Source organism: Nocardia neocaledoniensis (assembly GCF_029868625.1).
Taxonomy (GTDB): domain Bacteria; phylum Actinomycetota; class Actinomycetes; order Mycobacteriales; family Mycobacteriaceae; genus Nocardia; species Nocardia neocaledoniensis_A.
Map to the genome: position 1 here is coordinate 1 of NZ_JARWOJ010000311.1, position 14317 is coordinate 14317.

10 protein-coding genes and 1 pseudogene are annotated in these 14317 nt (G+C 70.1%); 5 read left to right on the plus strand and 6 right to left on the minus strand.

Translation table 11 applies throughout. From position 1 onward, the window contains the following. A partial coding sequence (locus tag QH270_RS23305; RefSeq protein ID WP_280346175.1) for an alpha/beta fold hydrolase occupies window positions 1-899 on the minus strand: 899 nt, incomplete at its 3' end. A 190-nt stretch (window positions 900-1089) separates the two neighbouring features. On the opposite strand from QH270_RS23305, the gene QH270_RS23310 reads away from it, so the two are divergent. Then, entirely contained in the window at window positions 1090-1989 is a 900-nt protein-coding gene (locus tag QH270_RS23310) for a hypothetical protein (RefSeq protein WP_280346178.1), read from the plus strand. A 48-nt stretch (window positions 1990-2037) separates the two neighbouring features. Here QH270_RS23310 and QH270_RS23315 read toward each other — a convergent pair whose 3' ends face one another. From QH270_RS23315 to QH270_RS23335, 5 genes are all read right to left on the minus strand, one after another. Next, entirely contained in the window at window positions 2038-3162 is a 1125-nt protein-coding gene (locus QH270_RS23315) for a hypothetical protein (RefSeq protein ID WP_280346180.1), read from the minus strand. Between the two features lie 75 nt (window positions 3163-3237). Beyond that, on the minus strand, window positions 3238-3930 hold the full coding sequence (gene mtnC, locus QH270_RS23320) for an acireductone synthase (RefSeq protein ID WP_280346181.1): 693 nt from the start codon (window positions 3928-3930) through the stop codon (window positions 3238-3240). Beyond that, complete coding sequence (locus QH270_RS23325; protein WP_280346182.1) at window positions 3927-4502, minus strand: 1,2-dihydroxy-3-keto-5-methylthiopentene dioxygenase; 576 nt, start codon at window positions 4500-4502, stop codon at window positions 3927-3929. Before QH270_RS23325 ends, mtnC begins: the two co-directional genes overlap by 4 nt. A 3-nt stretch (window positions 4503-4505) precedes the next feature. Next, window positions 4506-6245 (minus strand): S-methyl-5-thioribose-1-phosphate isomerase, encoded by a 1740-nt coding sequence (gene mtnA / locus QH270_RS23330; RefSeq protein WP_280346183.1) that lies wholly within the window; start codon window positions 6243-6245, stop codon window positions 4506-4508. A 150-nt stretch (window positions 6246-6395) separates the two neighbouring features. Further along, window positions 6396-8711, minus strand: coding sequence for an arylsulfatase (locus QH270_RS23335; RefSeq protein WP_280346185.1), 2316 nt, complete (start codon window positions 8709-8711; stop codon window positions 6396-6398). 270 nt (window positions 8712-8981) lie between these two features. Here QH270_RS23335 and QH270_RS23340 point away from each other — a divergent pair, with 270 nt between their 5' ends. The 4 genes and pseudogenes from QH270_RS23340 to nikE all read left to right on the plus strand — a co-directional run. Further along, the gene (locus tag QH270_RS23340; protein ID WP_280346187.1) at window positions 8982-10559 is read left to right on the plus strand and encodes an ABC transporter substrate-binding protein; all 1578 of its coding nucleotides are present in this window, start codon (window positions 8982-8984) and stop codon (window positions 10557-10559) included. Continuing rightward, a complete protein-coding gene (locus QH270_RS23345) occupies window positions 10556-11515 on the plus strand; it encodes an ABC transporter permease (RefSeq protein WP_280346188.1) in 960 nt (319 codons plus the stop codon). The genes QH270_RS23340 and QH270_RS23345 overlap by 4 nt, the downstream gene beginning before the upstream one ends. Continuing rightward, window positions 11512-12360: an ABC transporter permease gene (locus QH270_RS23350; RefSeq protein ID WP_280346189.1), complete on the plus strand. Its 849-nt coding sequence runs from the start codon at window positions 11512-11514 to the stop codon at window positions 12358-12360. The genes QH270_RS23345 and QH270_RS23350 overlap by 4 nt, the downstream gene beginning before the upstream one ends. Further along, window positions 12357-14180 (plus strand): annotated as a pseudogene (nikE, locus tag QH270_RS23355) (nickel ABC transporter ATP-binding protein NikE); the annotation flags it as partial. The gene QH270_RS23350 and the pseudogene nikE, both read left to right, overlap by 4 nt. Window positions 14181-14317 lie beyond the last annotated feature (137 nt).

The window sequence follows — 14317 nt, forward strand, 5'->3', positions numbered from 1 at the left end:
CGCTGGCTCGACGGGGTGTTCATGCTCGTGGAGGCGCAGCAGTGAAGCTTTTGTTGACGGTCGCCGACCTGGACCGCGGCTCCGCCTCCGTTCTCCTCGAGGTGGCCTAGCGTTTCGATCAGGCCGTGCTGGGCGGGGGCCTCCTGGTCGGGTTGGGTGTGGGCGCACCGGTGACCGGCGCCGGCTATGGTGTGCACCCCCGTGGCGCCCGGGTGGCGGCGCGCCTGGCGCGCGCACTTCTCGGCCGTGCTGCTGCGATCGTGCTCGCCGCGCAGGACGAGCGCGGGTGCGGTGATCTCGCCGAGCCGGGACAGTACCGAGTCGCGGTCGACGAGGCAGCGCGCCGCCGCGTGGATCGCCGCGCGGTCGTGGGTCAACCAGCGCGTGATCCACCACCGCCAGATGTCGGGCCGGTCACCGCCGATCAGGTCCGGCGCCAGCTGTTCCGCCAGTGGGACCAATTCCGCTGTCCCGCACCATTTGTCGAAGAAATCCTCGTATCGGATCTCGTCGGCTCTCGTGCACGCGTCGGCTTCGGTGTTCAGCAGCGCCAGCCCGCTGACCCGCTCCGGTGCGAGCAGGGCCATGCGCAATGCCGCGTAGCCACCCTGGCTCATGCCGCCGACGACGGCGGTCTCGGCGCCGATCGCGTCGAGTACCCGCAATCCGTCCTCGGCCAGATCCCAAAAGTCGAACCGTGGGTCCGGGCCGTATCCGGTGCGCCCGTGTCCGCGGGCGTCCCACGCGACCACATTGATCTCGTTGTGCGCCAATATCGTTCGAATCGGATCGAACATCGATTCGTCCATCAGGAAACCGTGCGCGAGCAGGATCGTCGGACCGTGGCCGACGCCGGTGCGGAAATGGATGTTCACCGAATCCGAATACACGAAGGGCATGCTCGAAACATATAAGTGGAACACGGGATTACGCGTATTCGCCGGACCGCCGGTTCGGTGAATTCACTGGGGAGTGTATGTACGTCACGGGGGGCTCACGATTCCAGCCGAAATGTGGACAGGAGTGTGCGCGGCCGATTGGATCGAAACCGGAACGCAGGGCTCGATCAGCACATCTCGGGGAGAACCGATGAGGGTGACGGATTACGGGAACGACGCGCACATCTGGCTCGCGGCCGCCGGCGACGGCCTTTCCGACACATTCGCCGTCTGCGGCGCGGAAGGCAGGGCGGTCTGGTATGGCCCCTTTCTCGACGCCGATGTCGACCATCCACACGGAGACGCCGCCTGCGCGGCGATGAGCGCGGCGGGGCGGGCGATCTGGCTCGCGGGCCGGGCCCGCGAGGACTCCGGTGCCGAGAAGGCCACCCTGCACCTGTCGGTCAGTGATGACGGGCTCGACGCCGTCACGCTGGCCTGCACGGCGTCGATGGCAGGCCTCGCCCTCGAGCTCGTCGTCACCGACGACAACCCCGCCCTGGACTGGTGCCAGGCCTTCGGCAGGCTCGACTGGACCGCGGGCCCGCTCACCGACCTCGTCGACGCCGCCGAGTCGTCCGATGCCCCGGCGCTGCGTTCGATCGCCGGTGGCCGCGACCCGCAGACCGAACCACCGGAAAGGCCCGCCATGCCCGATTTCGCGCACGATCCCTGGACGGAACTACGCTCGGCGCTGGAGGGCCTGCTGCTGCACGACGCGGTGGGGCTCGACGCCAAGATGCGGCACGCGATCGCCGCCGTCGTCCACCTCACCGTCGACACCCCGCACGGTCCGCCGGAGGACGCCGAGGAGTTCCTCGGCCGCTTCGACGCCTCCTGGCTGGTGGCCTCCTGGCTCGGTCACGACACCGAACTGTCCCTGATCGCCACCCTCGCCGCGGGCGAGATCCCCGCACTGTCCTGGTGCGAACTGATGTTCACCACCACCCTGGCCCCCTGGTCGACCAGCCCCGTCGCCGCCCACGCCCGCCGCGTCTTCGCCACGGTTCAGCGCGGCAAGCTGGGCGCCGTGCGCGCCCAGGTGAGCTGAACCACCCGGCACCGACCCGACGGCCGCACTCGCCACGGGGTGGGCGGGTCACCGTTCGTGAACGGTGACTCCGCGCTCGCGTAGGCCCTCGACGATCTGCGGCGGAAAGAGCGCGCCCGGTAGGGCGATCGGTATCTGACCGTAGGCGAGCAGCGCGACGTCGGACCGCAGGGTGAGTTTCTCGATCACGGTGTAGGACACCCGCAGGATCCACGCCGGTGTCGCGAGCAGCACCGCGTCGGCACCGAACTGAGCCGAGATCGTCGCCCCCGGGTACGCGGAGCTCAGTTCGTGGCGCATGATCGCCCCGGCCGGACGGTGGACCAGATGCCAGGCCCCCGCGCCGAGGAGGACGCAGATCGCCGCGGGAAAGACCGCGCCGAGCGCGCCGTACCGGTCCGCGCCGAGAATCACGGCGCTGACAGCGATGAGGGCGAGACCGATGACCGAGGCCACGCTCACAGGTGCCCGCCACGGTTCCCGGCGCAGGGCGACAGCGAGCCGATGCGCGGTGTCGGGCCCGGCGACGACCGTGACGTGCGGGCTCGGTGGCCGCGGGAGCGGCGGTTGCGGAGGTGGGTCGCCGGGTGTGGCGGTGCGCCGCGGGTCTATCAGCTCACGCAGGCGCACGGCGACGGCTTCCGGCCACAGCTCCTGGGGCATCACCAGGCGCAAGCCGTCGTAGCGCAGGATCGCGACGCCGCGGCCGGTGGTGAGCGAGGTGATCCGGTTGTGCGCGATCCGGCTGTGCGAGGTGCGGTCCGCGAGGTCGACCGCGTCGGCGCCCAGCCGGACGGAGGTGGTCGGGGCGGGTGCCGCGTTGTCGATCACGCTGCGGAACATCTTGCGCAATCGGAGGTAGTAGCTGAGGGCGATCCAGGCGACGACCGCGATCACCACCACCGGGATCGCCGCCACCGGCAGCGGAAAGATCAGGAACGGCGCCAGATAGACCGGGACCATGATGACCGACCAGATCAGCGTGGGCCGGATGGCGGTCCGCAGCGCGTTGTGGTGGACCAGCTGGTCATTGGTCCCCGGCATGGTGGTGTAGCTGCTGTCCGGGTTCGCGAGGACCGGCAGCGCGGGGATCGGCCGGCCGAACGGCAGAGAGGTATCCAGCGCGTCGTCAGGAGTGGGGGCGGCGTGGAAGCTTGCCCGTTCGTTGTGCACCGCGAAGAGGCTAATCGGTCGCGGCGCGGAGGGCAGCCGGAAGAGTGTCGCCGACCCGGGTGCTCGGATTCGGGGCTAGGTGTCGGCGCCGACCTCGATCTCGTCGAATGAGCCGACCCAGCGGTGGGGCGGGCGCGGGAGATTGGGTTCGTCCGGGCGGTGCACGCCGATGACCTGCCAGCCCGCCTCGGCGGCGGCGTCGAGTTCGTCCGGGTGGTCGGAGAGGAACAGGATCTCGGCCGGTGGGATGCCGATGCGCTCGGCGATGAGCGCGTAGGAGGCCGCCTCACGTTTGGGGCCTGCGGTGACCAGGTCGAAGTGGCCGCTGATCAGCCCCGACAGGTCGCCGGATTCGGCGTGGGCGAACCAATCTCGCTGGTTGCGTTCGGAACCCGAGGAGTACACGTACAGCGGCAGGCCGGACTCGCGCCAGGCCGCGAGGGCTGGGGCGACGTCGGCGAAGAAGCGTCCGAACAGCTCGCCCGCGCGGAAACCCTGGGCGCAGATCGCCCCCTGGGCGGCCTTGAGCGGCGCGGCCTTCACATCGGAACGCAGCCAGCCGGTGAGGATCTCGGCGACCCGATCGGTGTCGGCACCCGGTTCGCCCGCCAGCTCGCGGGTCTCGGTGAGCACGGATTCGGCAGTGTCCGTGGCGTTCTCGGCCAGCCAGCCGGGCAGCCGACGCTCGGTGTAACCGTAGAGGTCCTCGCGGACCGCGTCGGTGGGGCTGGTGGTGCCTTCGATATCGAGGACGATCGCGCGGATCACGGCGCGGTGAGAAGCTCGTCGAGGGTGGGGAAGCCCGCGCTGATCTTGTCGCCGGTGAAGTCGCCGATCCAGCCGTCGGCCTCCTCGAAGAAGCGGATGGCGATGAAATCGGGGCGGGTGCCCATGTCGAACCAGTGCAGGGTGCCCGCGGGCACCGACAGCAGGTCGCCCGCCTCGCACACGGTGGCCAGCACCGCATCGCCCAGGTGCAGGTAGAAGCAGCCGCGCCCGGCGGCGAAGAAGCGGACCTCGTCCTCGGCGTGGCGGTGCTCGTCGAGGAACTTGGCGCGGGCCCCGGCGGCCGTGGCGGGCCACTCCGGGTTGTCGTCGTCGGGGTGGATGCGGGCGATGTCGATGTGCTGGTAGCGACCGTCGCGGTTCAGCTCGGCGATGCGCGGGCCGTAGTGGGCGAGCAGGGTGTCGGAGTCGGTCGACGCGGCGTCGTCGAGGACGTCCCAGCGCGAGAACTCGATGCCGTGCTTGGCCAGCTCGGCACCGATCTCGGCGGTGTCGGCGGTGCGCACGCGGACATCGGCGGCGTTGTCGGCGGCCATCACTTGTAACAGGGTCATGAGCTATCCGATCTCGAGTGGCGTTGCGGCGGTGCGTCCGGTGCGGGTGATCAACTCGCACAGGGCTTCCAGGCATTCGGCGCGGTCGCGCGCCTGGGCAAGAGTGTCACCCCAGGTGGTGATCCCGTGCCCGGCAATGAACAGAATCGGTGGGGCGCCGGGGTTCTCGCGCAGGTAGCGCTCGATGTCGGCGCCGATGCGCGGCACCTGCGGCCAGTTCGGGAACACCGGGATCGCCACCGAGGACGGATCGGCCAGGCCGAAGCCCTTGAGCAGTTCGTAGCCGCTGACCCCCAGGGGCGTCACCGCGTCACCCGGCTCGGCGGCGGTGGTCGCCAGCGCGGTCGCGAAGGGGGAGTGCACGTGCACCACCGCGCCCGCGGGCCGCGTGCGATACACCGCCGTGTGGATGCTGGTCTCCGCGGAGGGTTTCCGGTCCTGGCCGGGCAGCGGTGACGTGTCGGCCACGGTGACGAGGACCGTATCCGCTTCGCGCAGTTCGCCTTTGGACAAACCGCTGGCGGTGATGAGTGCGTCGTCGCCGAGGCGAACGGAGATGTTTCCCGCCGTACCGGGCATCCAGCCGCGCTCGTACAGCTGACGGGCGATCGCGGCGATCGCCCGGCCCTGCTCGGCGCGGGCATCGCCGAGGGCGGCCGGGCGTGGGGCGTCGCTGCCGAGCGCGCGTCCCCGCTCGCTGAAGACATCCGAATTCCGGTAGACCACACCGCTTTCCGTGACCACGGCGGTGACCAGCTCGGCCGGGGTCACATCGAACGCCGGGTTGAAGACGGCGGTCCCCGCGGGCGCGGTGGCGACTCCACCGAACCCGGTCACCTCGGCGGCGGCGCGCTCCTCGACCACGATCTGCGCGCCGGTGGCCATGCCGGTGTCGCGGGTGGACTCCGGGGCGACCACGACGAACGGGATCCCGTGGTGACGGGCGGCCAGCGCCAGGGAGAACGTGCCGATCTTGTTGGCCACATCGCCGTTGGCGGTGATCCGGTCGGCCCCCACCAGGACCGCGTCGACCTGCCCGGTCGCCATGGCCCAGGCGGCGGCCGAGTCGATGGTCAGCCGGTGTGGGATTCCGGCCTCGGCCAGCTCCCACGCGGTGAGCCGGGCGCCCTGTAGCAGGGGCCGCGTCTCGTCGACGAGCACGTCGGTGACCGCCCCACGTTCGTGCAGCACGCGCAGCGCGCCGATGGCCGTGCCGACCGCGCTGGTGGCCAGCCGTCCGGTGTTGCAGTGGGTGAGCAGCCGCAGCGGCCGGTCACCGCAGAGCCGCTGTACCAGGTCGGCGGCGTGCGTGGCGGCGGCCAGGTTGACCCGCCCGTCCTCGGCGAGCATGTCCAGCGTCTCGGCCAGTACCGCGTCGGCACCCTCGGCGATCCGCGCGCGCACGCGCTCGACCGCCCACGCCAGGTTGACGGCAGTCGGCCGGGCCGCCGCGATCCGATCCGCCTCGGCGTGCACGGCCGCCGAGTCGATCACGCTGTCGGTGGCACCTGGCGTCCCCACGATCTCGCCCGTCCGGCGGGTGGTGTGCGCCCTGGTGGCGATGACGACGCCGAACGCGCCCGCGATGCCGATCGCCGGGGCGCCGCGGATGGCCAGGGTGGTGATCGCCTCGATGATCTCGTCGACCGTGCCGAGGCGCAGCTGACGCACCTCGTGCGGCAGCCCGCGCTGGTCGATGGTGACGAGCGCACCGTCGTCCCAGGTGAGCGAACTGTCGTCCATCGGTGTCCTCACTGCGTGTCCGTCATCGTGCCGATAAACGGTATCTGACCTGGTCGTGCCGGGGACGCCCCGGTCCCTCGTCCGGCCGCTCCGCGTCGCGTTCGCGCGGGCGCGCGACCTGCCCGCCGGGTCGTAGCGCGTTCGGCATCGCTATTCGGCGACGTACTCGGCCTCGCGCTCGACCGCGTCGATGGTCGCCCTCGGTACCTGGATCGGCCCGGGGGTGTAGGCGATCGCGCGCAGCGTCCCGGTGTAGCGGAACGGTCCACGGCGCTCGCGCAGTTCCCACGACACCGGCCCGCGCGCGTCGACGCCGACCGAGATCCCCGTCCACGGCGCCATGCCGACGAGCTGGACCTGATCGGTGAGTTCGGCGAGCGGGGTGCCGTCGACCTCGATGACGAAGTCCCAGCGCAGCCGCGGCCGGACGGTGGCGCGCACGGTGATCTCCCGCGTCCCGACCGGGAGCGGCACCCCGACCGAGTCGTATCGTCCGTAGCTGTTGACCCCGAGCACCACCTCGCCGTTCTCGACGTAGAGCAGATAGCCGCCGAGCGGGTCACCGTGGGCGACCAGCACGCCTTCCGCACCCGGCTGATAGCCCCCGGGAGCGAGGTCGGCGGTGATGGTGAAGTCGCGGTAGGCGATGAGCCGCTGGGAGCGATAGCGTTCCAGTGTCGGCGTGCCGGGAAGCAGCCGCACCGGCGCTGCGAACCGTGCCTCCTCGGGTCGCCGCCGGAACAGATCGGCTCGGGTGAGCAACGGGAAAACGGTGTTGGCCCAGGCGGATTCGTCCCACGCGGCGGCGAGCTCGGCCGCCTTGTCCGGATGGCGACCGGACAGGTCGTAGAGCTCGGTGGGATCGGCGCGCACGTCGAACAGGTGCCAGTTCGGCCGGTCGATCTCGGCATCGCGTTCGTGCAGGGACAGCAGTTTCCAGCCGTCGCGGTAATAGCCGCGATGCCCGGTCATCTCCGAGTACTGCTCGGTGTGCGCGGTCGGCGCGGTCGGGTCGCGCAGCAGTTCGGCGGCGGAGACGCCGTCGAAGTCCTTGGCGGGCAGCCCGTTACGGACGGTGGGCCGCTCCAGTCCGGCCAGGTCGAGCAGAGTGGGCGCGAGATCGGTGACGTAGGCGTACTCGTGCCGGATCCCGCCGTCGGCTTCGCCACGCGGCAGGCCGCCGGGCCACGACACCACCAGTGGCACCCGCACCCCGCCCGCGAAGGTCTGTCCCTTGTAGAACCGGAACGGCGTGTTCGACGCCTGACCCCAGCCGCGTGGATAGTGCACGCCCAGCTTCGCGGTGCCGATCAGGTCCTCGTCGTGGGGCACGTCGCCGACCCAGTCGGGATCGTCGATGTGCGCGAACTCGGCGAAGTAGGACCGGGTGCCCTCGGGGCCGCCCTCGGCCGTGCCGCCGTTGTCGGAGGTGAACACGATGATCGTGTTGTCGAGTTCGCCGAGCTCGTCGAGCAGGTCCACGATGCGACCGAGGCTCTGGTCGATGCTGTCGACCATGCCCGCGTACACCTCCATGTACTTGGCGTACCGCCGCTGCTCGGCTTCGGACAGTGAATCCCATTCGGCCGCTTCGTAACCGGGTTCGGTATTGCGCGGCTTCTGCTCGGTGCCCGGCGGGAAGAGGCCCTGCGCCAATTGTCGGGCGAACCGCCGCCTGCGCAGTTCGTCCCATCCCTCGGAGTATTTCCCGCGATATTTCGCCTGGTCGGCCGCCTTCGCCTGGAGTGGCCCGTGCATGGCCACATGCGCGAAGTACAGGAAGAACGGCTTCGTCGCGTCGTGCGCGCGCAGATCCTTGATGTAGGACAGCGCCTTGTCGGTGAGATCGTCGGTCAGGTAGTAGCCCTCGGGATATTCCTCGATATCGACCACCGAGCTGTCGGAGACGAGCTGGTTCGGGTAGTAGAAGGAATTCAGCCCTTCCAGCGATCCGTAGTAGCGGTCGAAACCGCGTTGTGTCGGCCAGGATTCCCGATGCGCGGCCGGGTTCATGGTGGCATCGCGCACGAGGTGCCATTTGCCGACGGCATAGGTGGCATAGCCATTGGCGCGCAAGATCTCCGGCAGGGTGAGCACATCGTCGGCCAGCTCCAGCCGCAGTCCGGGATAGCCGGGATCGGCATTGGCGACGAATCCGAAACCCGCGCGGTGGGAATTGATTCCGGTGAGCAGCGCGGCCCGCGACGGCGAGCACAGCGGGGTGGTGTGATAGTTCGACAGCCGTACCCCGGTGGCCGCGAGCCGATCGAGCGTCGGCGTCTCGATCTCGGACCCGAACGGGCCGATATCGCTGTAGCCCATGTCGTCGACGAGGACGACGACGATGTTCGGCGCGCCCGCGGGTGCCGTCGGCGGCGAGGTCCACTCCGGCGTGGAATCGGCGGCGGTGCGACCCACCGAGCCACCGAAGGATTCGTATCCGCGAGCGTGTGATGGAACTGGCATGACCGGCAGTAAAGGTGACATATCCGCTGGTCACCAGGGTTATGTGCAGGGTGCGTGGAATCGGTGACCCCCGCGCCGCTCCTTGTTAGCGTCACTGCCGTGCCCACGACTCAGCCCACCTGCTGCTGTTCGTGTCGCGTCCCGCGCGGCTGACGTCCGTCCGCTGACGGACGCGGCCGAACGAGCCGATGTCTCCCCTTTCCCCGGCGCGCCGAGTGCCGCGCCGACCGGCCCGCCCCTCGGGTCGACGTGTCTTCGAGGAACCCCACGATGAGCTTCACCTCCGGCGGTCTGGACCGCCGTAACTTCCTGCGCACCAGCGGAATCGCCGCGGCCGCCATCTTCGGTGGCGCGGCGCTGGCCGCGTGCACGTCCGCGGTGGGGGAACAGAATGCCGGCGGCCGCGACGCCACCCCGGTGCGCGGCGGCACCTTGAAGGTGGGCATCCGCGAGGACCTCGTGCCCGCCAACATCCTCACCAATACCGCGGCGACCCCGGTCGTCATCGGCCTCGTCTACGAGTCACTGATCCGCTATCCCAACGACAAGCTCGAACCCCAGCCGCTGCTGGCGAAGGCCTGGCAGCTCGCCGCGGACGGCCGGTCGATCACGCTGGACCTGCGCGAGGACGTGAAGTTCCACTCCGGCAGGCAGTTCACCGCGAAGGACGTGGAATTCTCGATCCGTACCTACGCCGACGCGAAATGGTCGGCGCAGCTGCGCAGTACGGCCGCCGCGGTCACCGGCTTCGACATCGTCTCGCCCACCCGAATCGTGCTCCGGTTCGCGCACCCGCTGAGCAACATCTACGACCTGCTCGACACCGTGCCGATCCTCGACAGCGAGTCCATCGACCGGCTCGGCACCGGCGACGTCTACATCGGCACCGGCCCGTTCAAATACGTGCAGCGGATTCCCAACTCGCAGTTGATCTTCGAGCGCAATCCCGAGTACCGGATTCCGGAACGGCCCTACCTGGACCGGGTCGAGGTCTCGATCATCCCCGACCCGCAGGCGCTGCTGAACGCCCTGAAATCGGGGCAGATCGCGGTCGCCAGGGAGCTGGCGTTCCGGGACGCCGAGAACCTGGGCAAGTCGGGTGGCTTCCAGGTGGACAATCTCGAGGGCGCCGAGCTGCAGATCTATGTCGGCGTCAATGTCACCGAACCGGCGCTGGCCGATGTCCGGGTGCGCCAGGCCATCGCCTACGCGCTCGACCGCGAGCGGGTGATCGCCGAAGTGTTCCGTGGCGCGGGCTATCCGCTCAATGTGCCGTGGCCGAAGACCTCACCCGCCTACGACGAATCACGCAACACCAGGTTCAGCCGCGACATCGGCAAGGCCAAGGAACTGCTCGGCCAGGCGGGCAGACCACCGAAACTGCCGCTGACCTTCGCGACCGCGCACGAGGAGGTAGCCCAGATCGTGCAGGCCAACCTCGCCGAGATCGGCATCGAGGTCACCCTCGACCCGGTCGACGCCGCGACCTTCGTCAAGCAGCTCACCGGCCAGCAGTTCCGCGGCCTGTGGGTCACCGACCACTCGTGGGCACAGTTCGTGCCGTCGACCCTGGCGGTGAGCGCCTACCCGTTCAACGCTCGCCGCAATGCCTCGCGCTACGACTCGCCCGGTTACACCGGCGCCGCCGACGCGGCCTGGCAGCTGCCACAGAGCACCGGCCCCGACGCGGCGCGCGCCTACCAGGCCATCAGTGATCAGCTGCTGGAAGGGCTGTTCCTGATCGAGATCGGCGTGCGTTTCCAGCAGTACTCCTCGACGAACAAGGTGCACGGTTTCGGTTGGACCAAGCGCCGCGAACCCGTCCTCACCGACACCTTCCTGTCATGACCCGCTATCTGCTGCACCGGCTTCCGTCGGCGGTGCTCGTCCTGTTCGCGGCCTCGGTGCTGATCTTCCTGCTGCTGCGCCTGGTCCCGGGCGATCCGGCCACCATCCTGGCGGGCAACGACGCGACACCGGAATCGATCGCGGCGATCCGGCACCAGCTCGGGCTCGACCGGTCCATCCCGGTGCAGTACCTGAGCTGGCTCGCCGACCTGTTCACCCTCGACCTCGGCCGCTCCTACATCATCGGCGGGCAGATCACCGACCTGGTCGGGCGCGGGCTCACCAACACGCTGGTCCTCACCGTGACCGCGCTGCTGCTGGCCGTTGTGGTGAGCCTGGCGGTGTCGGTCGCCACCGTGCTGTGGCCGAGTCGCTGGCTGAACACCGTCGTCGCCGCCGCCAATACGGTCGCGGTCGCGCTGCCGACCTTCGTCGTCGGGCCGCTGCTCGTGCTGGTGTTCGCGGTGGCGATCCCGCTCCTGCCCGCCGGCGGGGTGCCACCGGAGGGGTTCATCGCGCGGCCCGACATCGCGGTGCAGTACCTGCTGCTGCCCGCGATCTGCCTGGCGCTGCCGGTGGCCGCGGCGCTGACCAGGTTCCTCACCGAGTCGTTGCGCACCGAGCTGGCCAAACCCTATGTGCTGACGGCCCGTTCGCTCGGCGTCTCGCACCGCGAGATCGTCACCCGTGGCGCGCTGCGCAACGCGCTGCCGACCATGCTCACCGTCCTCGGCATCCAGACCGGCCAGTTGCTCGGTGGCGCGGTCCTGGTGGAGGCGGCGTTCGTGTGGCCAGGCATCGGGCAGCTCATCGAGCAGGGCATCAGCAGGCGTGACTATCCGCTCGTGCAGGTGCTGTTGCTGCTGTCGGTGGTGGTGTTCGTGGTGATCCAGCTGCTCACCGACATCGCCCACGCCTGGCTGGATCCGCGGATCCGGATCGGAGGACGATCATGACGGTGGCACAGGTGGCCCCGCCCGCGACGTCGACCCACGCGCTCGCGGCCCTGCGTCGGGGGCAGGGTCTGGCCGGGGTCGTGCTGATCGGCGTGATCGCCCTCGCCGGGGTGTTCGCCGGGGCACTCAGCGGCTACGACCCGCTGGCCCAGATACCCGGCGCCAACCTGCTCGGCCCGAGCGCCGAGCACTGGCTCGGCACCGACCATCTCAACCGCGACGTGTGGTCGAGGGTGCTGGCGGGCATCCGGGTCGACCTGGTGATCGTGGTGCTCGCGGTGCCGGTCGGCGCGGCGATCGGCTCGCTGGTCGGCCTCGCCGCCACCGTGCATCCGCTCGCGGACGTGACGGCGCAGCGCGTGTTCGACCTGATCCTGGCGTTTCCCTCGCTGATCTTCGCCATCGCGCTGACCGCGGTCACCGGGCCGGGCGCGCACGCGGTGGTCATCGTGATCATCGCCGCCGAGATCCCCATCTTCGGGCGGCAGATCCGCACGGCCGTGCTCGCGGTCCGCGAACAGCCCTTCGTCGAGGCGTCGGAGGTGATCGGCGCCGACACCTGGTGGACGCTGCGCCGCCACGTGCTGCCGCACGTGCTCGAGCCGCTGGGTGTGCAGTTCGCGCTGTCGCTGTCGGTGGCGGTGTTCATCGAGGGCGCGATGAGTTTCATCGGCATCGGGGTGCGCCCGCCGCAGCCCTCGCTCGGCTCGCTGATCGGCGAGTCCATCGGCAATCTCGACGCCAACCCCTGGATGGCGGTGGGCCCGCTGGTCGTCGTCGCCGGGCTCACCCTCGGATTCCTGTTGATCGCCCAGGCGCTGGGCCGGGCAAGGAGAGTGACATGAGCAGCGAGGTCGTGCTCGACATCGACGAGCTGAGTGTTCGATTCGGCGAGCGGACCGTGGTCGATCGCGTGAGCCTGCGGGTGCGGCGCGGTGAAATCGTCGCGCTCGTGGGCGAATCCGGCTCGGGCAAGTCGCTCACCGCCCGCTCGGTGCTCGGCCTGTTGCCCGGCACCGCCACCGCCGCCGGGTCGGTCCGCCTCGCGGGCACCGACATCGTCGGCGCCACCGAAGCGGACCTGCGCGCGGTGCGTGGCACGAGGGCGGCCATGGTGTTCCAGGAACCGCAGACGGCGCTGAACCCGGTGCAGAAGATCGGCACCCAGCTGGTGCAGGCCTTGCGCGCGCACGGCGTCACCGACAAGAAGGCGGCACGGGCCCGCGCGGTGGAACTCCTCGCGGCCGTGGACATTCCGGAGCCTGAACAGCGCCTCGACTGGTACCCGCACCAGCTGTCCGGTGGGCAGAAACAGCGCGTGGTCATCGCCCTGGCGCTGTCGGGCGATCCCGACCTGCTCATCGCCGATGAGCCGACCACCGCCCTCGACGTGACGGTACAGGCCGAAATCCTCGACTTGCTCCGCTCGCTCCAGCGGGACCGGGGCACGGCCGTCCTGTTCATCACCCACAACCTGGGCGTGGTCGCCGAGATCGCCGACCGGGTGGTCGTCCTGCGGGGCGGGCAGGTGGTGGAGGAACAGTCGGTGTTCGGGCTGTTCGCCGAGCCAGGGGAGGAGTACACGCGCACGTTGCTCGCGTCGGTGCCGCGACTGCCCGGTGGTGAGCTGTCCGCTTCCGGCAGCGCGAAGGCCTCCGCCGGTACGAGCGTGGCGTCGGCCGCCGCTAGCGCGGAGCGGGCGGCCCCCGTACCCGAATCCGTCGGTGGAAATGGGGCCCGCGCCGACAGCGACGTCGCCGGACACGCTGTTGGGCAGGACGAGTCGCCCGGTGCCGGCGGAAAGGTGGCGACCGAGGCGGCCGACAGCGCGGGCGGTTCAGGGCCGGCCGCCGCGGATCCGCGTGGGGTGAAGTCCGGGGTTCCGACGGCACGCGGCCTCTTGCACCGCGTCGTCGCGCGCGGGCCAGCAGTGGTCGCCGAAAAAGGTGGCGGGACGGCCGAACCCGACTACCGCGAGGTGCTGCGGATCGAGGAGCTGTCCGTGGTGTACCCGGGTCGGCACGGCGCCCCGTCCTTCCCGGCGCTGCACGACATCTCGCTCACCCTCGGACCGCGGGAGGTGCTCGGTGTGGTCGGGGAATCGGGGTCGGGCAAGAGCACGCTGGGTCGCACGGCGCTGGGACTCGTTCCCGCCACCTCGGGAAGCGTGACGCTGCAGGGTGTTTCACTCGGCGGGCTCTCGCCGCGGGAGGTGCGGGCCCTGCGCAAGAATGTCGCGCTCGTGCATCAGGATGTGAGCGCGTCCCTGGACCCGCGACGCAGTGTCGCCGACGCGATCGGCGAACCACTCGTCGTGCATCGCGTCGCCTCGGGGGCGCTGCTGCGCGGCAGAGTCGGTGATCTGCTCGAATCCGTCCGGCTGCCGAGGGATTACGCGCAGCGCAGGCCGGGAGAGCTGTCCGGCGGACAACGTCAGCGCGTCGCCCTGGCTCGCGCGCTGGCCCTGGCGCCACGACTACTGGTGGCCGACGAACCGACCAGCGCGCTGGATGTCTCGGTGCAGGCGCGGGTGCTGGACCTGTTCGCCGACCTGCGCGCCGAATACGGCTTCGCCAGCCTGTTCATCAGCCACGATCTGGCCGTCGTTCATCAGGTCGCCGATCGGGTGGTGGTGCTGCGCCAGGGCCGGATCGTCGAATCCGGTGCGGTCGGCACCGTCATCGCCGCACCCGCCCAGGAGTACACCCGCCGCCACCACGACGCTGGACGAGACCATCGCCTTCCACAGCGACGGCTCCGAGGACAAGTACGAGTACAGCTCGGCCTGGTTCGACGCCATCG